The following is a 26,331-nucleotide window of genomic DNA, read 5'->3' on the forward strand; positions in this document are numbered from 1 at the left end:
GCTCAGCTGCGCGGATTGAGGTTTTCCGGGTCGTAGAGCGGCCTGTAGCCTACAGCGGCCACTTCTACCGGGTAAGTCTCGCCGAAATACTCGACAGTCAGCTTGCGGCCCTCTTGGCAATACGCCCAGGGCAAGTAGGCCAGCGCGATGTTCTTGCCGATGGTCGGGCCGTAGGCGACCGACGTCGTGAAGGATCGGCGGCCGAGTTCGTCGGCCAGCGTCTCGCCCGTTTCCGGGTCCATCACCGGCATCGTGCCGACTGGATAGCGGGCAACGCCCCTGGAATCGACATTGTTGGTCATCACGAGCGTGCAGAGCATGGCCGGCTGATGCGCGCGGGCGCGATACTCCAGATGCTTCGCCTTGCCGCTGAAATCAGCCTCCTTGACCTTCGGTCGGGCAAGATCGGCCTCCAGCAGATTGTACTCGGTCAGAAGGTCGGCATTCTGCAGGCGCAGGCTCTTCTCCATGCGGCGGCTGTTGGCATAGGTCTCAACGCCAAAAGCCATCACGCCGGTCGAGCGCAGCGCGTCCCAGACGGCCAGGCCGTCTTCGTATCGCATATGCAGTTCCCAGCCCTGCTCGCCGACATAGGAGATGCGGAAAGCGGTCACGTCCTTTCCGGCGATCCTGACGGGTTTGATCGCGGCAAAGGCGAAATTCTCTGGCGCCAGCCCGTCAGGGTTCTCAACGACCTTCTGCAACGTCGACCGCGCATTCGGACCCCAGATGCCGATCGTCACGTATTTTTCGGTCACGTCCGTAACGGTGACATCGAACCCTTTGTCTTGTGCCGTCCTGCGCATGTACTGGAAGTCGCGCGGGCCGGCATCGGCGCCGTCGATGACGCGGCAGCGGTCGGCCATGCGGATCACGGTCAGGTCGGCGCGCACCATCCCCTCGTCGTCGAGGAAGTGGGTATAGATGCCCTTGCCGATGTTGGCATCGCCGCCGATCTTGGCCGCGCACAGCCATTCCATCAGCGCGACATGATCCGGGCCTTCCACGTCGTACATCGCGAAATGCGACAGGTTCACGATGCCGCAATCCTCGCTCATGGCGAGATGCTCGGCATTGGAGACGCGCCAGAAATGGCGGCTGTCCCACTCGTTTTGGCGCAGTGGCACCCGGTTGCCGTATTTCTCGAGCAGGTGCTCGTTGGCGGCATAGCCATGGGCGCGCTCCCAGCCGCCCAGTTCCATGAAATAACCGCCGAGTTCCTTCTCGCGCTCCCAGAACGGCGAGCGGCGCAAATTGCGGCCTTTTGAGAAGGGCTCGCGCGGGTGGACCGCCGGATTGTAGACTTTCATCGCCGTTTCAGTGCAGCGGTCCCAGATGAACTGCTCCTGCGTCTGGTGCGGGTAGAAGCGCGAGTAGTCGATGGCGTGGTGGTCTATCGACGTCCGACCGTCCGTCATCCAGTCGGCGATGAGCTTGCCCATGCCGGGACCGTCCTTGACCCAGATCGCGACGGCATACCAGAGGCCCCGCACCTTCTGGCTCTCTCCCATCGAGGGGCCGCCGTCTGCTGTTACCTGCAGAAGCCCGTTGAAGGAATGGCTCTCATTGTAGCCCAGTTCGCCCAGGATCGGCGTCAGTTCCATGGCGCGCTCGAGCGGCGCCAGGATCTGTTCCATGTCTAGGTCGCGCTGCGACGGCGAAAGACGGGCCTGGTTCTTCTCCAGAAGGTCGCGCGGATGGCAAAGGCGCGGATTGGTCTCTTCGTAATAGCCCCATTCGATCTGCCCGCCTTCGGCGGTCTTGGGGTCGCCGGTGTCGCGCATATAGGCCGAATTGCCTTGGTCGCGCAGCAGCGGCCAGCCGATCTCCTTGCCGGTGCCGGCGAACTCCGTATACGGCCCGAAGAAGGTGAGCGGATGGTCGATCGGCATGACCGGCAGGTCCTCGCCCGCCATTTCCGCGATCAACCGGCCCCAGATACCGGCGCAGACCACCACATAGTCGGCCTCGATGGTGCCGCGGTCGGTCACCACGCCCTTGATGCGTCCGTTCTCGATGACGAGCGACCTGGCCGGCGTGTTCGCAAATGCCCTGAGCTTGCCGGAGGCTTCCGCCTGGTCGACCAGCTTGCCGGCAACCGTTTGCGAGCGCGGGATGACGAGGCCGGCATCGGGATCCCACAGGCCGCCCTGCACCATCTGCTCTTCGATCAGAGGGAACTTCTGCTTGATCTCGGCGGGATCGATCAGACGGGCGCGCGTGCCGAAGGCCTTTGCCGAGGCGATCTTGCGCTTGATCTCCTCCATGCGATCGTCGTCGCCGACGCGGGCGATCTCGAGGCCGCCGATGCGCGCATAATGGCCCATCTTCTCGTAGAAATCGATGGAGTAGAGCGTCGTCCAGCAGGACAGGAAATCATGGCTGGTCGTGTAGCAGAAGTCGGAGGCGTGCGCCGTCGAGCCGATATCGGTCGGGATGCCTGATTTGTCGATGCCGACGATGTCGTCCCATCCGCGCTCGATCAGGTGATGGGCGACCGACGCGCCGACAATGCCGCCCAGCCCGACGATGACGACCTTCGCCTTTTCCGGAAACCCTGCCATTGCCCGTGACTCCAAAGTGCTGTTACGGGCGCCGGCGCCCGCTTGACCGGCGCACAATATGCAGGCGACGGCCATCGCGCTACCGCCTGTTTGCGACACGCTGCAGGTGCGCCGCGACCCCGGCGCAGGACCCTGAAAAATCGGAACCGATTTTCGCCGGGGATCATGCGCAGAGAAAAGTTCTATAGTGTCCCTTGCACGCAAATGACGCGTGTTAGCTGGCGACAGAACTATGATTTATCGCCTGGAACCACTTGCACGGCGCGGCGCCCTTTGATGCTCGCTGACGCCCACAGCGCCATGAATGGGCCAGCGAGCAGCAGGAACGGCGGGATCAGATTGGGAAAGTAGATGCGGGTGTCGTGGATCGGGAAGACGGTGAACTTCGCCAGCGCGCCGAGCACCAATGCCGCAAACAGGATGCCGGCGCGACGGTCGAGCTGGAAGCCGGCGCGGCTTGCGGCAAACCACCCCGCCAGCGCCAGCACCGAGACGCCGACCCAGCTGTTCAGGCTGACGGCGCGGGCCATGGAGACGGCAAAGGTCCGGAGATAGGCGACAGCCGAGAACGGCGGATCGAAGCCGTCCATATTGTAGTGCTGCTCGATCGAGGAGAACCACAGATGCGGCCACCAGCCGGGATGCTGCGCCCAATGCGAGATGGCGAAATAGGCGACCAGGGAGGCGGCAAAGCCGGCCAGCGCGCCCCCCGCCTTCTGCCGGAAGGCGACCAGCAATACGGCGAAGACGGCAAGGAAGACAATGTTGTCGGGCCGCGCCATGAAGGCGAGGAAGAGCAGGATCGCCGTCGCCACTTCGCGACCGCGCATATAGGCAAAGAGCCCGCCGAGGAACAGGGCCGAGCATAGCAGATCCGGCGTCGCAGCCCGCGCCGCGTCGCCGAAATCGGCCATGATCAGCACCGCGCCGGCGACCGGCGCCAGCGCCAGCGCACCTTCGGACCGCAGCCAGAGCAGTGCGATCGTACCGAACAGCAGCACTGACAAAACCGAGACCATGCGCATCGCCTCGACCGGCGACATCACGGAACTCATCGTCGAAAGGATCTCGGCGTAGAGGAATTTGATCCGGTACATGCCGAGCAGCGAATGGAAGTCGGCGGCGTTCGCGGCCATATGGCTGCGAAAGCCGCCGCTATCGTCCGTCAGTGTCTTATACTCATCAGCCGACACACCGGCCTTGACCATGCTATAGGCATAGTCGTGCAGCGCCTGCACATCGGGATAGCTGCCCTCCTCGGCGATCGCGATATAGGGCAGCATGTCCCAATTGGCGTCGGGCATGAACCATGCCATCACGGCGGTCAAAAGGATGTAGAGCGCAAAGGCCGCCGTCCCGATCGGCGCGGCAAGACGCGCATAGGTGCCCTCGCCCCATGCCAGGCCGGCCTCGGTGAGCCGGTCGAGCAGGTTTTTCGGAGCAGGAGACCTGGTCCGCATGGTTTCGCTCGGCGGACTTGGTTCAGCGGACCTGGGATTCAGCGGACCTGGCTTTTGACGAAATCCTTCACGATCGACACGATGCCGCGCGACAGCAGGCTGTCGAGCGCCTCGACAAAGCGGTCTACATGTTCGCGCTGGCAGATCAGCGGCGGTTCGAGACGGATGACATTGCGGTTGTATTCGGTGAAGGCGACGAGCACGTCATAGTCGCGCAGCAGCAAGGCACCAACGAAGCCCGACAGCGACCCTTTCAGCTTCTCGTCAAGCACGCTGACCACGGGCCGCAGCACCATCGGCAGCGTCTGCGAAAAGTCGTGGAATTCCAGCCCGACCATAAGACCCTTGCCGCGCACGTCCTTGATGATCTTGGGATATTTCTCCTTGAGCGCCTGCAGGCGCTGCAGCAGGTAGTCGCCAGTGACAGTGGCGTTGTCGATCAGCCCCTCGTCGTAAAGCACGTTGAGCGCCTCGATCGAGGTGACGCAGGCCTCGCCCATGCCGCCGAAGGTAGCCATGGCGTGGATCATCGCCGTCTTCGGCGTGCCATAGGCCTTCATGTAGACGTCGCGCCTGGCGATCATCGCGCCAACGGCCGCCTTGCCGCCACCGAGCGACTTTGCCAGCGCCGTCACATCCGGAATGACGCCGTAATGCTCAAAGGCATAGAAGCGGCCGGAGCGGCCATAGCCGCACTGCACTTCATCGGCGACCCACAGCACGCCATACTGGTCGCAGAGCGCGCGCAGCTTCTGCCAGTATTCGGCGGGCGCCTGGATGATGCCGCCGCCACCCTGGATGGTTTCGAGCACGATGACGCCGATCTCCGGATCGGAGCGGAACGCACGCTCGACCGCTTCGATATCGGCGAACGGAATGCGCACGACATTGTCGGCCACCTTGAAGTCGGCGCGGTAGAGCGAGCCGTCGGTGATAGCCAGCACACCCTTGGTCTTGCCGTGGAAGGAATTCTCGGCATAGACGACCTTCGGCCGCTTCGGGCCGGCGGCGCGCTCGGCGAGCTTCACCGCCGCCTCCATGGCTTCCGAGCCGGACGAGCCCAGAAACACCATGTCGAGATCACCGGGCGAGCATTTGGCGAGATTGTGCGCCAGGGCCGCTGCATATTGCGACATGAAGGCGATGGCGATCTCCTGCCGCTTCTCCTCCTGGAACTTCTTGCGCGCTTCGAGAAGGCGCGGATGATTGTGCCCGAAGGCCAGCGACCCAAAGCCGCCGAAGAAATCCAGGATCTTGCGGCCGCTCTGGTCGATGTAGAACATGCCTTCGGCGCGTTCGATCTTGATCTTGTGGAAGCCGAGCAGCTTCATGAAATGCAGCTGACCGGGGTTGAGATGCGCCTTGAACAGGTCGGTCATGCGCGCTACGTCCATCGCCTTGGCCTGCTCGACGCTGATCAGATCGGGCTTGGCGGTGATGGCGGGCGAAAGCGCCGGCGCGCTGACCGTGGCACGCGCAGTCGCGTGGTCTGGCTTGGTCATGACGGTCATCTCAAAAAATCTCCTATTGACCCTTTACTCGGCGGGCTTGTTATTCCGCGGGCACATGTTTTGCGGCGACGTCATGGCCGTCTTTCCTGGTGCGGTATTCGCTGTAGGCGGCGATCAGCATGTCCTCGTCGCGATATTGCGGCACCCAGCCGAGCTGGCGTTCGGCCTTCGACACGTCGAGAACGCAGTCCTCATCGGCGATCAGATACTGCTCCGGATCCATGATCGGCATATTCAAGAGGTCGAGCAGGTCGAGCGTGCGCTTGACCGCCCAGCCCGGTGTCGGGATCAGGATCGATTTCGAACCGGCATGCCTGATCAGGTCGCCGAGCAATTTCCGTACCGGCGGCGGGTTGAGCGAACCGAGATTATAGGCTTCGTTCGGCACACCGGCCTTCCAGGCGGCGCGCGCGGCCTCGGCGCAGTCGAACACCGAGATGAACTGGTAGGGGTTCTTGCCCGAGCCAATCATCGGCACCGGAAGGTTCCAGTCGATCAGCTTGAACAGTTTTTCGAGAATGCCGAGGCGGCCGGGGCCGATGATGAGGCGCGGCCGAAACAGCGAGATCGACATGCCGCGCTTGCGCCATTCGGCGGCCAGTTCCTCGGTCTTCTGCTTCGACCAGCCATATTCGCCTAGCGGCGCGACCGGATGCTCCTCGGTCATCGGTTGTGTGATCGTATGGCCATAGATCATGTCGGTCGTATAGTGGACGAGCCTTGGCGCGCCGGCTTTGTCCATCGCCTGTATGATGTGCTCGGTGCCATGGAAATTCACCGGAAAGAAGAACTCGTGGCGCTTGGAGCGCACCTGGATCGGCGACAGCATTTTCGCCGACAGATTGTAGACCATGTCGTCGGCCTTCAGCCCGACCGAAGCGACCGAGGCCGGATCGGTGACATCGCAGCTGACATAGCGGACCGAGCGGTAATGCGGCAGGTCGCTCCTGGCGATGTCGGCGACAACCACCTCCTCGCCGTCGGCCAGAAGTTTCGGGGCAAGGTGGCGGCCGACGAAACCGTCGCCGCCAAAAATCAGATGTCTCATCGAACGATCCCGCTGGTGCGAATCTTGTCGGGGGAAAGGCCTGCCGTCTGGTCCTCATGTCCCCGGCCGCTCAAATCCCGGCCGCTTTGGGCGATCAGCACCGTACCGACGCAGATGAAAGCGATGCCGGCGACGCGCCAGGCATTGAGGTCTTCGCGGAAAATGAAATAGGCGAAGATCGCAACGGCGACATAGGCGAGGCTGAGGAACGGATAGGCGAAGCTGAGCTCGACCTTGGACAGCACATAGAGGTGCGACGCCATCGAGATGACGAAGGTGGACAGGCCGAGGAAAATCCACGGGCTGAAGACGATCTGCAACAGCTTCAGCAACGGGTTGGCGCCCTCGAAGGAAATCGGACCAAGCGACATCATGCCCTGCTTCAGCATGAGCTGCGCGGCGGCATTGGTCATGACCGTGAACAGAATAAAGACGATGTACTTCATATTTTCCCACCAAACCCTTCAGCCGTCCTATTACAAACCTGCAAACGTTTCGTGAAGCAGCAAGAATGTTTTGAGTAAAGCTTTACCTTATCGATTCGTTAACCACGAACCATTCGAATGTTATCTATTCCGCGGCTTCGACGGTTTCGCGCCGCACCTCGAGCTTTTTCGCCGTTCGCGCCCAGAAGCTCGACATGAAGGCTGGATCGCGGATGGCCTCGAGGCGCTGCCATTCCGGAAAGGACGCGGCGAAAATATCGGCGCCCATGCGGGCGTCCTTGTAAGGATTGACCGCGCCACCGGCCTCGACCGTGATGTGGTCGAGTTCCTTCAACAGCGCCAGCGTCGCCCGGCCGCGGTTGGGGAAATCCAGCGTCAGCGTGAAACCCGACCGCGGGAACGACAGCAGTGCCGGCGAACGGATCGAGCCGAAGCGCTTCAGGACCGTCAGGAACGATCCCTGCCCGGCCCGCTTGGCCGCCGCAAGCAAGGCCGGCACCGCCCGGCGCGCGACGTCTTCCGGTACCACGCTCTGGTGCTGGAAAAGCCCATTCGGTCCGTAGAGCCGGTTCCAGTTGCCAACGCCGTCGAGCGGAAAGAAAAAGCCTTGATAGCCGACCTGGCGCGGTGCCGTAGACCAGCCTTTCTTCCACCTGTAGGCAGCGTTGAAGGCAGTGAGGAACGGCCGGTTGAGCACGTTGAACGGCGGCTGGAACGGCACCGAAAGATTTCCGCCGGCACGCAAGGCCGCATGCGAACCATGCTCGGCGTGATTGCCGGTTAACAGCAGCCCGCGCCCACGGCCGTGGCCGCCGGCAAGCTGGTCGATCCAGGCGACGGCATATTCGTTGGCCTGGTCGGCCGCTTCGGCAAGCTCGAAGAATTCGCCGAGGTCGCGGAATGGCGTCGCCTTCTCGACGATGTCGAGCGATGGCACCCGCATCAGCCGGATCGATGCGGACAGGATCAGGCCAGTCAACCCCATGCCGCCGATCGTCGCCGCAAACAGATGCGCATTGTCGGCGGCCGAGCAGTAAAGGGTCCGTCCATCCGATCGGAGCAGCGTGAAGGATTCGACATGGCAGCCGAAGGTGCCGCGCCGGTGATGGTTCTTGCCGTGAACGTCATTGGCGATGGCGCCGCCGAGCGTGACGAACTGCGTGCCCGGAACGACCGCTGGAAAGAAGCCGTATGGCGCTGCATGGGCGATGATGTCGGACAGAAGCACGCCGGCCTCGGCCTCGATCACGCCGGTCTCGGCATTGAAGGCGCGGATGCGGTTCAGCGGCCGCATGTCGACGACCATGCCGGCTTCGTTCTGGCAGGAATCGCCATAGGAGCGGCCATTGCCGTAGGCGAGCAAGGCGTTTCTCGTCGCCTTGCCGCTCTTCAGCAGCGCGACAGCGTCATCCGCCGGGATCACATCGAGTGCCGGCGGCGTGACAAGACCGAAGCTCTGGAACCGCTCTTCCGCCATCCTACCAGCCTCCGGCGACCAGAAACACCGCACCGATGAACACGACGATCTGACTGCGCCAGTCGCGGATGATAAAGACGACCGGATCGTCATGCATCTCGTCGCGGCGGGCGAGTATCCAGACGCGCATGGTCAGGTAAAGCACGATCGGGGCCAGCGGCCAGACCAGCCAGGGGTGCGGATAGAGTTCGCGCACCGCGACGCTATCCATATACAGCGCCAGCACCAATGCCGAGGAAAAGGCCGAGGCCATGCCCGCCTGGGCGACGATCTCCTGGTCTTCGGTGCGGTAGCCGCGGCCGGCGATACGCTCGCCCGCCGGGATGGCGGTCGTGCGCAACTCGACAAAACGCTTCACCAGCGCCAGCGACAGGAAAAAGAAGATCGAAAAGGCCAGCAGCCAGAACGAAACGTCAACGCCGGTCGCCGCGGCGCCAGCCAGAACGCGGATCGTGTAGAGACCGGCCAGCGTCAGCACGTCGATCAGGAGCATGCGCTTGAACGACAGCGAATAGGCGGTGGTGATGATCATGTAGCCGAAGAGCACGCCGAGGAATTCGATCGGCAGCAGAAGCCCTGCGCCAACGCCCGTTGCAAGCAGCACCACCATCGAACCCAGGCCAAACGGGATCGACAGGGCGCCGCTGGCGAATGGCCGGTTGCGCTTGGTCAGGTGTTTGCGGTCGAGCGCGAGGTCGAAGAAATCGTTTAGGATGTAGATGGCCGAAGCCACCGCGCTGAACGAGACGAATGCCAGCAGGCATTTCCAGATCATGTCGGCGTTGAAGTATTCGTGCGACAGCACCATCGGCACCGCGATGAGCGAGTTCTTCAGCCATTGATGAACGCGCAGCATCTTGACGATGGTTCTGAATGTCGGCTTCGGCGCCGGCATCATTTCGGCACTGTGCGCGGCCTGCCAGCGCGCGGCAGCACGGTCGGGCGCGACGACGATTGCCGTGCGTGCGGCGTCGAATACCCTAAGGTCGTGCCGGCTGTTTCCGGCATAGTCGAAGCCGCCATCGCCATAGGCGGCGACAAGCGACGCGCGCTTTCTACCTGAGGTCATGTTGTGGGGGCCATCGGTCGCCAGGACGCGATCGAATATCCCGAGATGCGCGGCGATCGCCTCGGCGAATTTGCGCGGCGTGCCGGTCGCCAGCACGATCTGGCGGCCCTCGCCATGTTCGGTGCGAAGGCGCTGAAGCAGCACTTCGCGGTAAGGCAGCGATGCGGGATCGATGTCGATGCGTTGAGCGACGGCCTGCTTCAACTGCGCCGGCCCGCCCGCGAGCCAGAACGGCACAAGGAAAATATAAAGCGGATTCTTCTTGAGAAGGATGAACAGCCCTTCCCACAACAGGTCCGTCGCGATCAGCGTGCCGTCGAGATCGACCGCAAGCGGGATTGCGTTCCTGTCCGACCGCGCGTCCATTTTCTTTGCCCTGCTTAAACCCGCCGCGCCGTGCTTCGGCGTCTTCGGCCCGATATAGCGAGGAACAGCGCAGCGAACGTTAAAACGCCCAGCCTGGCCTGGTCAGCGTGACGGTATTTCCTCCCTCATCGTTAAGTTTCGATGACCCGAAACGATAAAAGGCCGGGCATTTACCCGGCCTCGAAAAACAACGCGTCAACGTTGCTTGATGAGGGTTACTTGATACGGGCGACGCCACCCGAGATTTCGATCGTCTCCGAACCGGTCAACGCCTCGAGGTCGCCGTTCGGCAAGGTAACGAAACACCCGTTCGGGCAGAATTCCGCGGTTTCGCCGGCGGCCAGCGCCAGCTCCGTCTTGCCACCGCCTTCGGTCACAACCAGCGTGCGGGTCTCGGCGTCTTTGTTGACCGCGCTGGCGGCGAAGGCCGAACCGCCCACGGCAAGAAGAGCGATGGCGGCGACGAGAGACTTCCACATTTGCAATATCGGTGTTTCCACCGCCTCTGTTGCATTTCGCAAGGCATTCTCGCCCTTTGCATGTGAGCTTATATGAGATGCAAGCTGAACGGCAACTGAATGCCGCATTCATGCCGCAATTGGTTTCGGCTTTGGAGCCGACTCCAGGGTATGTTGAGATTCAGGTCAGGCCGAGCCGGAGTCGAAGACGGGCGCGAAGCTGCCAGACTGAGTGGGTTCCGAGAACCGGAACGGAGCGTACTTTTGGGTACGTGAATACCGGAAGCGCAGGAAACGGCCGTTTGTAAGCCGGCATCACCTGAGTATCAATACACCCTAATCGGGATCCGGCTTGCGGGTCTTTCGCCCGGATTTAGCCAGGCGTTTCGTCTCGGCCGCAGCTTCAGCGGCCGCGCGCTCCTGCTCGGCGAATTCAGCTTCGATCTTGTCGTCATCGATCGGCCACGCCTCATGCTTCTTGGTCTCGACGACGGCGCGCGGCGCCGATGGAATTTCGATATGCTGGTCGGCGAACAGATCGAGGACGGCAAACCGGATGTCGTTCTGCACGATGTTGCCGTTCATCACGTCGGCCAGGAACACACGGATTTCGAATTCCAGAGCGGCAGGCCCGAAATTGCTGAACAGCACGAAGGGTTCCGGATTTTTCAGCACCAGCGGATGGCCGCGCGCGATCTCCAAAAGGACAGCATGGGCCTGCTTGACGTCGCTGCCATAAGCGACGCCGACCTTGATATCGATGCGACCGAGCTTGTTGCGGTGCGTCCAGTTGCCAACGGCATTGTTGATCAGGTTTGAATTGGGCAGGATCACCGACTGCCGCTGGAACGTCTCGATCTCGGTGGCGCGCACACTGATCTTCTTGACCGTGCCGCTGATATCACCAGCGACGATCCAGTCGCCGACCTTGAACGGCCGCTCGGCCAAAAGGATCAGACCGGAGACGAAGTTGGAGACGACATTCTGCAGACCAAAGCCGATACCGAGGGACAGAGCGCCAGCGACAAGCGCCAGGTTGGAGAGGTCGATGCCCGCCGCCGATATGCCGACGAGTGCTGCGAGCGCGACGCCGGCATAGCCGACCGCCAGCCGAATCGAGTTGCGCACGCCGGTATCGACCTTGCCACGCGCCATCACCGAGCCGTCGAGCCAGCCCTGGAACCAGCGCGTCAGGAAGTAGCCGATGATGAAGACAACGATGCCGGTCAGGATGCCGGTCACCGAGATCGTCACCGAGCCGATGGTGAGGCCCGTAGCCAGCTTGTAGCCCCAGGCCTGGATGTCACCGGGCTGAAAGCCCCACGTCAACAGGATCAGCGGCAGGAACACCAGCACGATCATCAGGTTGATGGCGACGCTGACGACCAGGCCGAGCTGGTCGAGCGCGGACTCCTCGTAACTGGAATGGGCCGATAGCCAGCGCCCGATCGACGTGTTGGCGAAACCGCCTTCCTCGCCGATCGCCCGCGCCGACAGGAAGCCGATATAGGCGGTGACCAGAATGGTGCCGGTGACCACGACCTGCAGAGAGACAAAGATGGCAAGACCGATATAACCGAGCAGCGCCGCGGCGATGGTGGAGAGGCCGAGCGCGACGGCGGTGTAGCGCAGCCATGCCGGCCACGGACGCCAGGTCCCGTCGGCGGCTTTGAACGGTTTTAGCAGCCCCATCAGGATCAGGATGACGCCGACGATGATGGTGGCGACAAAACTTCTGGCGATGGTCAGCGATAGCGGCGAGCCCATCTTGTCATTGACGACCGACAGGAAATTGTTGATGCCGATGACGACCGCCATGGCGGTCGTCAGCCGCACCAGCCAGCGCGCTGGCCCGGTTTCAACCGGTATCAGGCGCCAGTTCGGCAGTCGCGGCTCCAGCGCCGCATTGGTCAGCCGGTTGACGCAGAACACCACCGCCAGAACCCCGACCAGCGCATTCAGGAAAACGCCAATATCGCCGCGCAACACATTGTAATAATTGAAAAAGAAAACGGTCGAGACCAGGAAAACGCCCACCGCCAGCGTCGGCAGCAATGTCGACCAGAACGCCACCGACAGCCGGCTGAGATAGGAGGGATCTTCGACGGAAGGGTCTGCTTCGAACACGCGCCCGAACAGGCGCCGCCCACCGATGAAAAGCACGGCCGCGAGTGAAAGTGCCGTCAACGTCGCGGCCAGAACGGCCTGGAACTTGAACTTGAAGGCGAAGGTCAGCCATGAGGACACCGCCTTGTAGAAGCCCGTAAATTCATCGTTGGCATCGGAAATGACCTCAGGACTTAGTGCATCGGACAGCACGTAGCGCTTGGTGAGCAGGTTGCGAAACAGCTCGCTGCGCATATTGGCGATCTTGTCGATGAGGCCGCTGATACGGATCGACAGGTTTTGCGCCGCGGCGATGACCGCATTGATCTCGGCCTTTTCGGACGCCAGCGCCTGGCGTTCGCTGGTCACGATGTCGGGCTCGGGCGGCTGGCCCTCAGCCGGCGGCGCCCCGAGCTGCTCGAGCCTAGCGTTGATCTCTGCGAGGCGCGGGCGGAAGGTAAGCGCGCTGTTCAACGCACCTCGCGACATTTCCTCGAGTTGCAGGCGGATATCGACGAGGCTGGCGTCTTCTTCGCCGTCCTCTTGGATTTTCTTTTCGAAATTGTCGGTCCTTGTCGTCAGGTCCTGCAGGATTTTCTGCTGATCGGCGACCAGCTCGGAGGGAGCCTGGCCAAGCTCCTGCGCCACCGCGTCCAGCGACTGCGGCGCAGAGACGACAAGCGCAAGGATCAGGACTAGGCGGAGCAGTCGGAAAGGCATGATTGTCAGGCGACTCACGGACGGCAAGGTGTTCTAAAGCCCGTCCTTGATAAAGACGCTCATACCACGGAGCAAGCCGTCCCGTTCCGCCGCTCCATTTCGGAGTCGGCCAGTCGAAAAGCGATGGCGCAATATTGGCTTTGCGGCGGAGGCCTGCTCTATAGTGTGCCGCATCGCCCGCAACGGATGACAAAAAGAATGGCGGAATATTCGGCCTTTTCGCTTCTCAAAAATGCACTGACCGGTAACAAGGACTGGAAGCCGGCCTGGCGCAAGCCGGACCCGAAGGCGTCCTATGACGTGATCGTCATCGGCGGTGGCGGCCATGGCCTGTCAACGGCCTATTATCTCGCCAAGGAGCACGGCATCACCAATGTCGCGGTGCTGGAGAAGGGTTGGCTTGGATCCGGCAATGTCGGCCGCAACACGACGGCTGTCCGCTCCAACTACCTGCTGCCTGCCAACACGTGCTTCTACGAACATTCGATGAAGCTGTGGGAGAACCTTTCGCACGACCTCAACTACAACGTCATGTTCTCGCAGCGCGGCTGCCTGAACCTGGCGCACACGCCTGCCCAGCTCGACGATCTTGCGCGGCGCGGCAACGCCATGCGCCATCTCGGCGTCGACGCCGAACTGATGACCACTTCTGAGATCGCACGTCTGGTACCGGCTCTGGACGTCTCGGGCACGGCGCGCTTCCCGATCGTCGGCGGGCTCATGCAACCGCGCGCCGGCACTGCCCGTCACGATGCCGTCGCCTGGGGCTACGCGCGCGGCGCCGACCGTCGCGGCGTCGACATCATCGAGAATTGCGAGGTCACCGGCTTCCTGCGCGATGGCGACCGTGTCACCGGCGTGTCGACCTCGCGCGGCGAGATCCGCGCCAAGAAGGTGGCGGTCGCGGTGGCCGGCAGCACCGGACGCGTCATGCAGCTCGCCGGCATCGAGACGATGCCGATCGAGAGCCATGTGCTGCAGGCCTTCGTGACGGAATCGCTGAAGCCGTTCGTCGATACCATCCTCACCTTCGGCATGGGCCATTTCTATATATCGCAGTCGGACAAGGGCGGCCTCGTCTATGGCGGCGACCTCGACGGCTACAACAGCTACGCCCAGCGCGGCAGTTTGCCTATTGTCGACGAGGTGATGAGCGAGATGCTGGCGCTGTTTCCAGGTCTCGCCCGCGTCCGCATGCTGCGCTCATGGGGCGGCGTCTGCGACATGTCGATGGACGGTTCGCCGATCATCACCACCGGCCCGCTGCCGGGCATGTATCTCAACTGCGGCTGGTGCTACGGCGGCTTCAAGGCGACGCCGGCCTCCGGCTGGTGCTTTGCCTGGACCATCGCCAAGGACGAGCCGCACGACTTCAACGCGCCCTTCACGCTCGATCGCTTCCATCGCGGCCTGGTGATCGACGACAAGGGCCAGGGCGCGACGCCGCGGCTGCATTAGAGAAAATGAAATGCTGATCACCTGCCCCTATTGCGGCCCGCGCGACGTCATCGAGTTCACCTATCAGGGCGACGGCAACCGCCAGCGCCCTCAACCCGCCTCGCAGGACCTCGACGCCTGGAACGCCTATGTCTACGACAGGCTGAACCCGGCTGGCGACCACAACGAGATCTGGCAGCATTCCGGCGGTTGTCGCGCCCATCTCAAGGTCGTGCGCAACACGCTGACACACGAGATCTCCAGCGTCGCCTTCGCGCGCGGCGACCACAAAGCCGCTATGCGCCACAAGGCGGAGGGCAAGTCGTGAGCCCGCGCCGCATCGATACCGGCGGCCGGATCGACCGGCTGCGAACCATCCGGTTCACCTTCGACGGCGCGCCCTACACCGGCCATGCCGGCGACACGCTTGCTTCGGCGCTTCTGGCCAACGGCGTCACCCTGTTCGGACGCTCGTTCAAATATCACCGCCCGCGCGGCGTGCTGACATCAGGCGTCGAGGAGCCGAACGCACTGGTGACGGTGCTGCGGGGCGAGGTTCGCGAGCCCAACATCGCCGCGACCATGGTCGAGATCTATGACGGGTTGACCGCTGTCAGCCAGAACCGCTTTCCATCGCTATCCTGGGATGTCAGCGCCCTCAACCAGCTCGGCGGCAACCTTCTGTCCGCAGGCTTCTACTACAAGACCTTCATGGGACCCGCCATCGGCCCGCTGAAGGGCACGCGTTTCTGGATGTTCTGCGAGCATTTCATCCGCCGCGCCGCCGGTCTGGGCCGTGCCGGGATCGCTGCCGACACGGCGCGCTATGAGCGCATGAACGCTTTCTGCGATGTGCTGGTGGTCGGCTCCGGCCCGGCCGGGCTGATGGCCGCCAAAGCCGCCGCCGATCAGGGCGCCCGTGTCATCCTCAGCGAGCTCGAACCGCATTTTGGCGGCTCGGCCAACTGGTCCGGCGAGACGATCGACGGCATGCCGGCCGCCGACTGGGCAGCGCGAACCGCCAGCCAGCTCGAAGGCCGTGACAATGTCCGCCTACTGCCGCGCACCACGGTCTGGGGCTATTACGACGGCAACACGCTCGCCGCGGTTGAGAGGGTGACAGATCACAAGGAGAGGCCCGGCAAGGGCGAACCGCGCCATCGCTACTGGGCAATCCGCGCCAAATCGGTCGTGCTGGCCACCGGCTCCTTCGAGCGGCCGCTGGTGTTTCCGGGCAACGATCGGCCGGGGGTGATGCTGGCGCATGCAGCCGAGCGCTATGCCAATGAGTATGGCGTGCTGCCAGGCAACAGGATCGCGCTCTTCACCAACAATGACAGCGCCTATCGGGCAGCGCTTGCGCTGAAGAGGGCCGGTGCGGCGATCGTCGCCATCGTCGACGTGCGGCCGGAGCTTTCGAGCGAGATGCGCAAGCTCGCCGATGAAGCAGAGGCCAAGAGCCTTTCCGGTCACGCCGTGGTCGCCACCGAAGGCGGCAAGGCGCTGTCCGGCATCAAGGTGCAGCGCTTTGACATGGCCAATGGCGCCCTTGCCGGCGACGCGCGCAGCATTCAAGCCGACTGCCTGCTGATGTCGGGAGGCTGGTCGCCGACCATCCATCTGGCCAGCCAGGCCGGCGCCAAGGCGGAGTGGAACGCTGCAAGGCAAGCCTTCCTGCCGCCGAAGCCAACACAGCAATGGATTGGCGCCGGCGCCTTCACCGGCAGCTTTTCCACCGCCGGGGCAATCGCCGAAGGCCGCGCCGCCGGTCTTGCCGCGGCGGGCGGAACGGGCACGCCGGCGGCCTTGCCCGTTGTCGAAGCAGCACCCGGCGATCCCGATCCGGCGCCGGTGTTCGAGATCAGGGCCAATGGAAAGAGCTTCGTCGATTTCCAGCACGACGTGACGGCGGAGGATGTTCGGCTGGCGCATCGCGAAGGCTTCGTCTCGGTCGAGCACCTGAAGCGCTACACCACGCTCGGCATGGCGACCGACCAGGGCAAGAGCTCCAACATACCCGGCCTCGCCATCATGGCCGAAGCTTTGGGCAAACCGATCCCGGAGGTCGGCACGACACGCTTTCGCCCGCCTTTTTCGGCGGTGTCGATCGGTTCGCTGGCCGCGGAGCGTTTCGGCGACCTGAAGCCAGAGCGGCTGACGCCGATGCATGACTGGCATGTCGCCAACGGCGCGACCATGTATTCGGCCGGCCTCTGGTATCGCCCGATGATCTACGGGCTTTCAGGCGAGACAATCGAGCAGGCCTATGTGCGCGAAGCCAAAGCAACCCGAGAGAGCGCAGGCATCGTCGATGTCTCGACGCTGGGCAAGATCGCCGTACAGGGTCCGGACGCAGCGGAATTCCTCGACCGGGTCTACACCAACATGTTCTCGACGCTGGCCGTCGGCAAGGCCCGCTACGGGCTGATGCTGCGCGAGGACGGTCTCGCCTTCGACGACGGCACGACGTGGCGGCTCGGCGAACAGGACTTTTTGATGACCACCACCACCGCCAATGCCGGCAAGGTGATGCAGCATCTGGAATATTTCCTCGACGTCATTTGGCCGGAGCTGAAGGTCCATGTCACCTCGGTGACCGACGAATGGGCGGGAGCGGCGATCGGCGGGCCGAAGGCCAGGGCAATTCTTGCCGCCTGCGTCACCGGCACTGCCGTCGACAACGCCACTCTGCCCTTCATGGGCATCGTGCGCGGCAAGATATCAGGCGTGCCGGTGATGATCTGCCGGCTTTCCTTCTCCGGAGAAATGGCCTTCGAGGTTTACTCCGGCGCCGGGTACGGCACCCATGTCTGGGAAGCGTTGATCGAAGCCGGCAAGCCGTTCGGACTGGTGACTTACGGGCTTGAGGCGCTGGGCACGATGCGCATCGAGAAGGGCCACGTCACCGGCGCCGAGATCGATGGCCGCACCACGGCACGCGACCTTCATCTCGACTGGATGCTGTCCAAGAAAAAGCCCTTCATCGGTTCGGCGATGATGGATCGCGAGGGTCTGATCGCGCCCGACCGCCTGGAACTCGTCGGCTTGATTTCGCTGGACAACCAGCCGCTCAACGGTGGCGCTCACATCGTCGAGACACTTGACGAAGCCAACCCGCACGATTCCATCGGCCACATCACTGCTTGCTGCTATTCACCGGCGCTCGGCAAGTATATCGCGCTCGCTTTGGTCAAGGACGGCAAGGCACGGCGTGGTAGGCGCGCCCATATCTCCGATCCGTTGCGCGGCCGGTTCGGCCCGGTCGAGATCGTCTCCAATCACTTCTTTGATCCGGACGGGAGCCGCATGCATGGTTGAGCGCCAATCACCGCTTGAGTTGGCACCGCTTGAGCTGGAACTGCGCACCGGCTCGCATGGCGATTTCGAACACGGCATCGATGTCATCCTCTCCGAAACCAGGCCGGGATCGATCCTGCAGCTCGCTGCCTGGCCGGGCCAGGAGAAGAAGCTGATCGCCGGTATCCGCACCGTTACCGGCCTTGCTCTGCCCGATGGAGCCGGCGCCGGCAGCACCGATGGGGTGAGGTCCGTATTCGGCTTCGCGCCCGGAAAATTCACCGTGGTCGACGAGGCCGAGGGCTTGGGGTTGGCCTTTGCCAATGTCGTCACCCCGGCGATCGGCACGGTGACCGACCTGTCGCATGGCCGCACCGCGATCCGCATCGCCGGACCGAAGGCCGAATGGGTGCTGGCAAAATTCTTCGCCATCGACTTCGCGCTGCCGGCCTTCCCGGTCGGAGCCGGCCGCTCGACCATGCATCATGACGTCTTCGCGCAGATTCAGCGCACCGGCGCCGACCAATTCGACATCTATGTGTTCCGCTCGTTTGCGCGCTCGTTCTGGAAGGCGCTCTGTCACGCCAGCGAGGAAGTCGGTTACGAAGTGCAGTAGACCGTGGCGGCGCGTCGTCACCTCACTTGGCGCCACCTCACTTGGCGAACGTCACCCACTCTTCCAGCGGCGCGCGGTCGGTGCGGAACTCGTTTTCCGGCTTGGACGTGTCCTCATGGCCGAGCGCCATCCCGCAGACGACGATCTCCTCGTCGGGAATGTTGAGCACGGGCCTTATCTGCCGGTGATAAGGCGCGAACGCCGCCTGCGGACAGGTGTGCAGGCCCCTGCCCCGCGCCGCCACCATGATGTTCTGCAGGAACATGCCGTAGTCGATCCAGGAGCCCTTGTTGAGCCGCCGGTCGACGGTGAAAATCATGCCGACCGGCGCGTCGAAGAAGACAAAGTTTCGGTCGTGCTGCGCGCGCATCCTGTCCACCTCACGCCGGCCGATGCCGAGCACACTGTAGAGGCCGAAGCCGTTGGCCCGCCTACGGGTGAGATAGGGTTCGAAGAACTGATCGGGATAGTAGCGATATTCGTCCCAATCGGCCTTTTCGGCGCGGATACCGGAGTTAAGGATAGCGTCGGTGATCCGCTGCTTGACCTCGCCTTTGGTGACGTAGACCCGCCAGGGCTGCATGTTGGTGCCCGAAGGCGCCCGAGCTGCCACGGCGAGAATGGAGCGGATCGTCTCGTCGTCGACCATGTCGGGCAGGAAGGCGCGCACTGAACGGCGCGATGTGATCGCCTCGTCGACGATCGCCGCATCCTTGGCGATCCGGGTGTTGTTTTCCAGCATGGGCCGTCCTTAGCGCATAACCCCGGAAACCGGAATCGGTTTCCGGAAAGGATCATGCGCAGTCCAGAAAATGATAGAGCATCCTTTGCGCGTCCAATTGGACGCGCGGCGCTCTAACGGGGTCTCGACCGGACGTCCCTCACTCGCCGTTCGTGGCCGAGCCTTTGCCCGAACCTTGAGAATGGCGCAAGCAAATCTTGTGGCCTCATGAAAATGCTCTTGATTTTTTCACGAGCTTGGCCTCTCATGAAATTTGCCCCGAATTTTTCACCAAGGGGAATTTTTCACCAAGAGAAATTCTTCATCGAGAGAAATGGCTTTGCCCTCAACCGCCGTCAGATCGGAGCAGGAAAATCGCGAACGGCTGCTGGCCGGCGATATCAGGGCGCTGCGCAGGGCGCGCGGGCTGACGCTTGCCGAGATCGGCCTAAAGCTCGGCCGCTCCGTCGGCTGGGTCAGTCAGGTCGAACGCGGCCTGTCGATACCATCGCTCAGTGACCTCAGGGCCTTCGCCGAATTGTTCGGCGTGCCGGTCAGCCTGTTCTTCAGCCACGATGTGCCCGTCGAGAAAGAGCGCGGCGTGGTCGTGCGTGCTGGCAGCCGCCGCACGCTTGGCACAAGCGATTCCGGCTTGATGGAGGAGCTTCTGTCGCCCGACCTCGGCGGTAGTTTCGAGATGCTGCGTTCGGTCTTCGCGCCAGGTGCGGAGATGAAGACCGAGGCGCGCCGGCCGACGGAGGAAGCCGGATATGTCGCCTCCGGCAGCTTCGACATCGAGATAGCAGGCGTCTGGCACCAGCTTGGCGAAGGCGATTCCTTTCGCTTTGACGACAAGCCGTTCCGCTGGCGCAATCCTGGAGCGGAGCCAGCGGTGGTGATCTGGGTGGTTTCGCCACCTGTTTATTGAAGCTTTGGAGAAAAACATGGCCGGTTTGCCGACCACGGCACGCGTGGTGATCATAGGAGGCGGTGTCGTCGGCACCTCCTCGCTCTATCATCTCGCCAAGGCGGGCTGGACCGATTGCGTGCTTCTGGAAAAAAACGAGCTCACCTCCGGCTCGACCTGGCATGCGGCCGGCAACGTGCCGACCTTCTCCTCGTCATGGTCGCTGATGAACATGCAGCGCTATTCGACGGAGCTCTATCGCGGGCTGGCCGACGAGGTCAGCTATCCCATGAACTACCATGTCACCGGCTCGCTCAGGCTGGCCCATACGGTTGAGCGCATGCAGGAGTTCCAGCGCGCCAAGGGCATGGGCCGCTACCAGGGCATGGACATCGACGTGGTCGGGCTCGACGAGATCAAGCGCCGCTACCCGTTCATCGAGACGCATGAGCTGAAAGGCGCGCTCTACGATCCGAGCGACGGCGACATCGACCCGGCGCAGCTGACCCAGGCGCTGGCCAAGGGCGCGCGCGACATGGGTGCGAAGATCATCCGCTTCTGCCCGGTCACCGGCGTGCGCCGTGAGAAGGACGAATGGGTCGTCGAGACCGCGCAGGGCGAAATCCGCTGCGAGATCGTCGTCAACGCCGCCGGTTACCGCGCGGCCGAAGTCGGCAGGATGTTCGGCCGCAACGTGCCGATGATGGTGATGAGCCATCAATATATCCTGTTCGAGGAAATCCCCGAACTGGCCGCGTGGTCGAAGGAGCAAGGCAGGAAACTGCCGCTCCTGCGCGACGTCGACACCTCCTACTATCTGCGCCAGGAAAAGAACGGCATGAATCTCGGCCCCTACGAGCGCAATTGCCGCGCCCACTGGGTCGGTCACAACGATCCAATGCCCGATGACTTCTCGTTCCAGTTGTTCCCCGACGATCTCGACCGGCTGGAGAACTATCTGGCCGACGCCGTTGCCCGCGTGCCGATCCTCGGCACCGCCGGATTGTCCAAGGTCATCAACGGACCGATCCCCTACGCGCCGGATGGCAACCCGCTGATCGGGCCGATGCCCGGCGTGCCGAATGCCTTCGAGGCCTGCGTCTTCACCTTCGGCATCGCCCAGGGCGGCGGCGCCGGCAAGGTGCTGGCCGAATGGGTGACCGAGGGCCAGACCGAATGGGACATGTGGTCCTGCGATCCGCGCCGTTTCACCAGTTTTGCCTCGGCTCCGGATTACTGCGTTGCCAAGGGCATGGAGATCTACGGCAACGAATACGCCATCCAGTTTCCGCGCCATGCCTGGCCGGCTGGGCGCGACCGCAAGCTGTCGCCAATCCACGATCGCATCAAGGCGCTCGGCGCCTGCTTCGACGCCTATAATGGCTGGGAGCGCGCCACCTGGTACGCGCAAGCCGGCGACGATGTTTCGGAAGCCGCGACGCTGACCTTCCGCCGCGACGGGCCCTGGCAGCATCGCGTCCGCGAAGAATGCCTCGCCGTGCGCGACGCCGCCGGCATTTTGGACCTGCCGGGTTTTTCCCGCTTCAACCTGGACGGCCCGGGGGCTGCGGAATGGCTGAGCCAGCAGATCACCGGGCTGGTGCCGAAACCTGGCCGCATCGGCCTTGTCTATTTTGCCGACGACAAGGGCCGCATCGTCACCGAAATGTCGGTGGTGCGCCACGAGGAGAATTTGATGACGCTGATCACCGCCGCCGTGGCGCAGTGGCACGATTTCGAGTGGCTGAAATCGCGCATGCCCAGGGATGCGACGTTCAAACTGATCGACCGGACGGAAGAATATTCCACGCAGATCCTCGCCGGACCCAATTCGCGAAAAATCCTCGCCGATGTCTGCGCGGCTGACCTTGCTCTGTCCTGGCTGACGCATCAGGAGACAACAATCGCCGGCCGTTGGGCAAGGCTGGTGCGTGTGTCCTTCGCCGGCGAACTCGGCTGGGAAATCCACACCAGGGTCGACGACACCGCCGCCATCTTCGACACCGTCTGGGCGGCCGGCCGGAAGCACGGCCTGAAGCCGTTCGGCATGTACGCTCTGGATTCACTCAGGCTTGAAAAAGGCTATCGCGCCTGGAAGGGCGACCTGTCGAGCGACTATTCGATCCTGCAGGGCGGGCTGGAACGGTTCGTCAAATGGGACAAGCCCGAATTCCGCGGCAAGGCGGCGTTGCTGAGCGAAAAACAGCAAGGCGTGAGGAAGCGCTTCGTCACGCTGGTCGTCGAAAACTCCGGCGACTGCGACGCACCTTACATGTCGACGCTCTGGCATGACGGCCGGATCGTCGGCGAGACGACGTCGGGCGGCTGGGGCCATCGCGTCGACAAGTCGATCGCGCTCGGGATGCTGCGCGCCGACCTGACCGAACCAGGAACCGCGGTCGAGGTCGAGATCTTCGGCGAGCGCTTCAAGGCCGTCGTGCAGAACGACGAGCCGCTGTGGGATCCGAAGAACGAAAGGCTAAGAGCATAATGCCCAGACCATCATCGCGCATTTCCGGTATCGTGCCTTCCGGCAAGGATGGCTGGGAAGTCCACTTCGCGGCCTGGACACGCAAGGAGGCCGGCGAGGACATCATCGTGCTGTCGGTTGGCGACCATGATTTCGATACGCCGGCGCAAACGATCGAAGCCTGCGTGACGGCGGTTCGCGCCAGCAATCACCACTACACCCCCCTTCCCGGTCTTCCGCGCCTGCGCAAGGCAATGGCGGCGGCCTCGACCGCGTGCTCCGGCATTGCGACCAACCCCGATCAGGTCATCGCCACGCCAGGCGGACAGGCAGCGCTGTACGCGGCCGTGCAAGCCGTTCTCGATCAGGGCGACCATGCCATCGTGGTCGCGCCCTACTACGCGACCTATCCCAACACGTTCAGCGCGGCCGGCGCCGATTTCACCGTGGTCGAAACACCCGCCGAGGATGGTTTTCAGCCGCACGCCGCCGACATTCGCGCAGCGCTTCGGCCGAACACGCGCGCCATCCTCATCAACACGCCGAACAACCCGACGGGTGCTGTCTACTCGCGCCAGCGTCTGGAAGAACTGGCGCAGATCTGCCGGGAGCATGACCTCTGGCTGCTGTCGGACGAGGTCTATTGGACGCTGGGTGGTGGCGAGCACATCTCGCCGCGCGCGCTGCCCGGCATGGCGGAACGCACGCTGGTCATCAATTCGATGTCCAAGAGCCACGGCATGACCGGCTGGCGCATGGGTTGGCTGACCGGGCCCGAAGAGATGATCTCGCTGCTGACCAACCTCAATCTGGTGACGACCTACGGCCTGCCGGCCTTCATCAGCCTCGCTTGCGCCGAGGCGCTGGAAAACGGCTACGGCGTCAAGGCGATCGCTGAACGCTATGCCGCAAGGCGCACCGTCGTCCTCGAGGCCATGCGCGGCATGAACAACGTCACGGTGCGAGGCTCCGAAGGCGGCATGTATGTCATGCTCGACATATCGGCTCTCGAACCGGACGACGAGAAATTCGCCTGGGCGCTCCTCGACAAGGAGAAAGTCGGCGTAATGCCGGGCTCGAGCTTCGGCAAAGCCGCCGCCGGCCACATCCGCATCAGCCTCTGCCAGCCCGAGGCCGTGCTTTTGGAAGCAGCCCTTCGCTTGCGCCGCTTCGCGTCTGGCTATCGCCGTGAGGCCGCATGAGCGCCCTGCCACCCAAAACCATCCCGACAAAGGCTCGCGCCGTCATCATCGGCGGCGGCGTCTCCGGCTGCTCGGTCGCCTACCACCTGGCCAAGCTCGGCTGGACCGATATCGTGCTGCTCGAACGCAGGCAGCTAACATCGGGCACGACATGGCATGCCGCCGGCCTGATCGGCCAGTTGCGCGGCTCGCAGAACATGACGCGGCTGGCGAAATATTCGGCCGACCTCTACGTCAAGCTGGAAGCCGAGACCGATGTCGGCACTGGCATGCGGCAGGTCGGTTCGATCACCGTGGCGCTGACCGAGGAACGCAAGCACGAGATTTATAGGCAGGCGTCTCTCGCCCGCGCGTTCGATGTCGACGTGCGCGAGATTTCGCCAAATGAAGTCAAGGAGATGTACCCGCATCTCAACATTTCCGATGTGGTCGGCGCAGTCCACCTGCCGCTCGACGGCCAATGCGATCCGGCCAACATCGCGATGGCGCTGGCCAAGGGCGCACGCCAGCGCGGTGCGACGATTGTCGAGAATGTGAAGGTCACCAAGGTCCATACAAAGAATGGCCGCGTCACCGGCGTGTCATGGGCGCAAGGCGACGGGCAAGGCACGATCGAAGCCGACATCGTCGTCAATTGCGCGGGCATGTGGGCGCGTGAGCTCGGGCGCCAGAACGGCGTCACCATCCCGCTGCATGCCTGCGAGCATTTCTACCTCGTCACCGAGCCGATCCCCGGTCTCTCCCGCCTGCCGGTGCTGCGCGTGCCGGACGAATGCGCCTACTACAAGGAAGACGCCGGCAAGATGATGCTCGGCGCATTCGAGCCAGTGGCCAAGCCATGGGGCATGGACGGTATCCGCGAGGACTTCTGCTTCGACCAGTTGCCGGAGGATTTCGAGCATTTCGAGCCGATCCTCGAAATGGGCGTCAACCGCATGCCGATGCTGGCCAGCGCCGGCATCCACACCTTCTTCAACGGTCCGGAGAGTTTTACCCCCGACGATCGCTATTATCTCGGCGAGGCACCCGAGCTTTCCGGCTACTGGATGGCGACCGGCTACAATTCGATCGGCATCGTGTCGTCCGGCGGCGCCGGCATGGCGCTGGCGCAATGGATCAACGATGGCGAAGCACCCTTCGATCTCTGGGAAGTCGATATCCGCCGCGCCCAACCGTTCCAGAAGAACCGCCGCTACCTGAAGGAGCGCGTCTCCGAAACGCTCGGCCTGCTCTATGCCGACCATTTTCCGTACCGCCAGATGGCGACCTCGCGCAATGTCAGGCGTTCGCCGCTGCATGAGCATCTGAAGGCACGCGGCGCCGTGTTCGGCGAAGTCGCCGGCTGGGAACGCGCCAACTGGTTTGCTCGCGAAGGCCAGGAGCGCGAATACCGCTATTCCTGGAAGCGTCAGAACTGGTTCGACAATCAGCGCGACGAGCATTTCGCGGTCCGGAACGGCGTCGGCCTGTTCGACATGACCTCATTCGGCAAGATCCGTGTCGAAGGCCGCGACGCCTGTGCCTTCCTGCAGAAGCTTTGCGCCAACGACATGGACGTGGCGCCGGGCAAGATCGTCTACACTCAGATGCTCAACCAGCGCGGCGGCATAGAGAGCGACCTCACCGTCTCGCGCCTGTCTGAAACGGCCTACCTCCTCGTCGTGCCCGGCGCAACGCTGCAGCGCGATCTCGCCTGGCTGTGCAAGCACCTCGTCGACGAATTCGTCGTCATTACCGATGTCACCGCTGCCGAAGCCGTGCTCTGCCTCATGGGTCCGGATTCCAGGAAGCTGATTCAAAAGCTGAGCCCAAACGATTTCTCCAACGAAACCAATCCGTTCGGGACGTTTCAGGAGGTAGAAATCGGCATGGGTCTGGCCCGCGCCCACCGCGTCACCTATGTCGGCGAACTCGGCTGGGAGCTTTATGTCTCGACTGAGCAGGCGGCACACGTCTTCGAGACGATCGAGGACGCGGGCGCCGATGTCGGCTTGAAGCTCTGCGGCTTGCACACGCTCGATTCCTGCCGGATCGAAAAGGCTTTCCGGCATTTCGGCCATGACATCACCGACGAGGATAACGTGCTGGAAGCCGGTCTTGGTTTCGCGGTGAAGACCGCCAAGGGCGATTTTCTCGGCCGCGATGCCGTACTGAAGAAAAAAGAAACCGGATTGAACCGGCGGCTGGTGCAATTCCGGCTGAAGGACGCGGAGCCGCTGCTCTTCCACAACGAGGCGATCCTGCGCGACGGCAAGATCGTCGGCCCGATCACCTCAGGCAATTACGGCCATCATCTCGGCGGCGCCGTGGGCCTCGGCTACGTGCCGTGCAAGGGCGAGAGTGAGGCAGACGTGCTGTCGTCGTCCTACGATATCGAGATCGCCGGCGAGCGCTTCGCCGCCGAGGCATCGCTGAAGCCGATGTATGATCCGAAATCGGAACGAGTGCGGATGTAG

The 26,331-nt window shown here is 63.0% G+C and carries 18 protein-coding genes; 8 read left to right on the forward strand and 10 right to left on the reverse strand.

Features of this window, described 5'->3' with window-relative positions:
* Positions 1 to 2: 2 nt before the first annotated feature.
* From E5X88_RS01460 to E5X88_RS01500, 9 genes are all read right to left on the reverse strand, one after another.
* Positions 3 to 2,564 (reverse strand): FAD-dependent oxidoreductase, encoded by a 2,562-nt coding sequence (locus tag E5X88_RS01460; RefSeq protein WP_292157461.1) that lies wholly within the window; start codon positions 2,562 to 2,564, stop codon positions 3 to 5.
* Between the two features lie 230 nt (positions 2,565 to 2,794).
* Positions 2,795 to 4,024: a hypothetical protein gene (locus E5X88_RS01465; RefSeq protein ID WP_292157463.1), complete on the reverse strand. Its 1,230-nt coding sequence runs from the start codon at positions 4,022 to 4,024 to the stop codon at positions 2,795 to 2,797.
* A gap of 38 nt (positions 4,025 to 4,062) precedes the next feature.
* Positions 4,063 to 5,535 carry an aspartate aminotransferase family protein gene (locus E5X88_RS01470; protein WP_292157465.1) on the reverse strand — a complete coding sequence of 491 codons (1,473 nt, stop codon included), beginning with the start codon at positions 5,533 to 5,535 and terminating at the stop codon, positions 4,063 to 4,065.
* A gap of 40 nt (positions 5,536 to 5,575) precedes the next feature.
* On the reverse strand, positions 5,576 to 6,583 hold the full coding sequence (locus tag E5X88_RS01475; protein ID WP_292157467.1) for an NAD(P)-dependent oxidoreductase: 1,008 nt from the start codon (positions 6,581 to 6,583) through the stop codon (positions 5,576 to 5,578).
* On the reverse strand, positions 6,580 to 7,029 hold the full coding sequence (locus E5X88_RS01480) for an EamA family transporter (RefSeq protein WP_292157469.1): 450 nt from the start codon (positions 7,027 to 7,029) through the stop codon (positions 6,580 to 6,582). The genes E5X88_RS01475 and E5X88_RS01480 overlap by 4 nt, the downstream gene beginning before the upstream one ends.
* Before the next feature lie 124 nt (positions 7,030 to 7,153).
* Positions 7,154 to 8,506 carry an FAD-binding oxidoreductase gene (locus tag E5X88_RS01485; RefSeq protein WP_292157471.1) on the reverse strand — a complete coding sequence of 451 codons (1,353 nt, stop codon included), beginning with the start codon at positions 8,504 to 8,506 and terminating at the stop codon, positions 7,154 to 7,156.
* 1 nt (position 8,507) lies between these two features.
* The gene (locus E5X88_RS01490) at positions 8,508 to 9,941 is read right to left on the reverse strand and encodes a UbiA family prenyltransferase (RefSeq protein ID WP_292157473.1); all 1,434 of its coding nucleotides are present in this window, start codon (positions 9,939 to 9,941) and stop codon (positions 8,508 to 8,510) included.
* 215 nt (positions 9,942 to 10,156) lie between these two features.
* Positions 10,157 to 10,420: a hypothetical protein gene (locus tag E5X88_RS01495; protein ID WP_292157474.1), complete on the reverse strand. Its 264-nt coding sequence runs from the start codon at positions 10,418 to 10,420 to the stop codon at positions 10,157 to 10,159.
* A gap of 315 nt (positions 10,421 to 10,735) precedes the next feature.
* Positions 10,736 to 13,225, reverse strand: a complete 2,490-nt coding sequence (locus tag E5X88_RS01500; protein WP_292157477.1) for a mechanosensitive ion channel family protein — start codon at positions 13,223 to 13,225, stop codon at positions 10,736 to 10,738.
* A 198-nt stretch (positions 13,226 to 13,423) separates the two neighbouring features.
* On the opposite strand from E5X88_RS01500, the gene E5X88_RS01505 reads away from it, so the two are divergent.
* From E5X88_RS01505 to soxG, 4 genes are read left to right on the forward strand one after another with little or no spacing between them, the layout of a single operon-like run.
* Entirely contained in the window at positions 13,424 to 14,683 is a 1,260-nt protein-coding gene (locus E5X88_RS01505; RefSeq protein ID WP_292157479.1) for a sarcosine oxidase subunit beta, read from the forward strand.
* 10 nt (positions 14,684 to 14,693) lie between these two features.
* Positions 14,694 to 14,990 (forward strand): sarcosine oxidase subunit delta, encoded by a 297-nt coding sequence (locus E5X88_RS01510; protein WP_292157481.1) that lies wholly within the window; start codon positions 14,694 to 14,696, stop codon positions 14,988 to 14,990.
* On the forward strand, positions 14,987 to 17,980 hold the full coding sequence (locus tag E5X88_RS01515) for a sarcosine oxidase subunit alpha (RefSeq protein ID WP_292157482.1): 2,994 nt from the start codon (positions 14,987 to 14,989) through the stop codon (positions 17,978 to 17,980). Before E5X88_RS01510 ends, E5X88_RS01515 begins: the two co-directional genes overlap by 4 nt.
* A complete protein-coding gene (soxG, locus tag E5X88_RS01520; protein ID WP_292157483.1) occupies positions 17,973 to 18,575 on the forward strand; it encodes a sarcosine oxidase subunit gamma family protein in 603 nt (200 codons plus the stop codon). Before E5X88_RS01515 ends, soxG begins: the two co-directional genes overlap by 8 nt.
* Before the next feature lie 37 nt (positions 18,576 to 18,612).
* On the opposite strand, the gene E5X88_RS01525 is transcribed toward soxG, so the two are convergent.
* Positions 18,613 to 19,317 carry a nitroreductase gene (locus E5X88_RS01525; RefSeq protein WP_292157485.1) on the reverse strand — a complete coding sequence of 235 codons (705 nt, stop codon included), beginning with the start codon at positions 19,315 to 19,317 and terminating at the stop codon, positions 18,613 to 18,615.
* A gap of 313 nt (positions 19,318 to 19,630) precedes the next feature.
* Here E5X88_RS01525 and E5X88_RS01530 point away from each other — a divergent pair, with 313 nt between their 5' ends.
* The 4 genes from E5X88_RS01530 to E5X88_RS01545 are packed head-to-tail and all read left to right on the forward strand — an operon-like array spanning position 19,631 to position 26,331.
* Positions 19,631 to 20,224 carry an XRE family transcriptional regulator gene (locus tag E5X88_RS01530; protein WP_292157487.1) on the forward strand — a complete coding sequence of 198 codons (594 nt, stop codon included), beginning with the start codon at positions 19,631 to 19,633 and terminating at the stop codon, positions 20,222 to 20,224.
* 16 nt (positions 20,225 to 20,240) lie between these two features.
* Positions 20,241 to 22,694, forward strand: coding sequence for an FAD-dependent oxidoreductase (locus E5X88_RS01535; protein ID WP_292157489.1), 2,454 nt, complete (start codon positions 20,241 to 20,243; stop codon positions 22,692 to 22,694).
* Complete coding sequence (locus E5X88_RS01540) at positions 22,694 to 23,875, forward strand: pyridoxal phosphate-dependent aminotransferase (protein ID WP_292157491.1); 1,182 nt, start codon at positions 22,694 to 22,696, stop codon at positions 23,873 to 23,875. Before E5X88_RS01535 ends, E5X88_RS01540 begins: the two co-directional genes overlap by 1 nt.
* Positions 23,872 to 26,331 carry an FAD-dependent oxidoreductase gene (locus E5X88_RS01545; RefSeq protein WP_292157493.1) on the forward strand — a complete coding sequence of 820 codons (2,460 nt, stop codon included), beginning with the start codon at positions 23,872 to 23,874 and terminating at the stop codon, positions 26,329 to 26,331. The genes E5X88_RS01540 and E5X88_RS01545 overlap by 4 nt, the downstream gene beginning before the upstream one ends.

This window comes from Mesorhizobium sp., from assembly GCF_004962245.1.
GTDB lineage: Bacteria > Pseudomonadota > Alphaproteobacteria > Rhizobiales > Rhizobiaceae > Mesorhizobium.

Coding starts and splice junctions, on each gene's coding strand:
- E5X88_RS01460 (WP_292157461.1), bottom strand. CDS start 2,564: ATGGCAGGGTTTCCGGAAAAGGCGAAGGTCGTCATCGTCGGGCTGGGC.
- E5X88_RS01465 (WP_292157463.1), bottom strand. CDS start 4,024: ATGCGGACCAGGTCTCCTGCTCCGAAAAACCTGCTCGACCGGCTCACC.
- E5X88_RS01470 (WP_292157465.1), bottom strand. CDS start 5,535: ATGACCGTCATGACCAAGCCAGACCACGCGACTGCGCGTGCCACGGTC.
- E5X88_RS01475 (WP_292157467.1), bottom strand. CDS start 6,583: ATGAGACATCTGATTTTTGGCGGCGACGGTTTCGTCGGCCGCCACCTT.
- E5X88_RS01480 (WP_292157469.1), bottom strand. CDS start 7,029: ATGAAGTACATCGTCTTTATTCTGTTCACGGTCATGACCAATGCCGCC.
- E5X88_RS01485 (WP_292157471.1), bottom strand. CDS start 8,506: ATGGCGGAAGAGCGGTTCCAGAGCTTCGGTCTTGTCACGCCGCCGGCA.
- E5X88_RS01490 (WP_292157473.1), bottom strand. CDS start 9,941: ATGGACGCGCGGTCGGACAGGAACGCAATCCCGCTTGCGGTCGATCTC.
- E5X88_RS01495 (WP_292157474.1), bottom strand. CDS start 10,420: ATGTGGAAGTCTCTCGTCGCCGCCATCGCTCTTCTTGCCGTGGGCGGT.
- E5X88_RS01500 (WP_292157477.1), bottom strand. CDS start 13,225: ATGCCTTTCCGACTGCTCCGCCTAGTCCTGATCCTTGCGCTTGTCGTC.
- E5X88_RS01505 (WP_292157479.1), top strand. CDS start 13,424: ATGGCGGAATATTCGGCCTTTTCGCTTCTCAAAAATGCACTGACCGGT.
- E5X88_RS01510 (WP_292157481.1), top strand. CDS start 14,694: ATGCTGATCACCTGCCCCTATTGCGGCCCGCGCGACGTCATCGAGTTC.
- soxG (WP_292157483.1), top strand. CDS start 17,973: ATGGTTGAGCGCCAATCACCGCTTGAGTTGGCACCGCTTGAGCTGGAA.
- E5X88_RS01525 (WP_292157485.1), bottom strand. CDS start 19,317: ATGCTGGAAAACAACACCCGGATCGCCAAGGATGCGGCGATCGTCGAC.
- E5X88_RS01530 (WP_292157487.1), top strand. CDS start 19,631: ATGGCTTTGCCCTCAACCGCCGTCAGATCGGAGCAGGAAAATCGCGAA.
- E5X88_RS01535 (WP_292157489.1), top strand. CDS start 20,241: ATGGCCGGTTTGCCGACCACGGCACGCGTGGTGATCATAGGAGGCGGT.
- E5X88_RS01540 (WP_292157491.1), top strand. CDS start 22,694: ATGCCCAGACCATCATCGCGCATTTCCGGTATCGTGCCTTCCGGCAAG.
- E5X88_RS01545 (WP_292157493.1), top strand. CDS start 23,872: ATGAGCGCCCTGCCACCCAAAACCATCCCGACAAAGGCTCGCGCCGTC.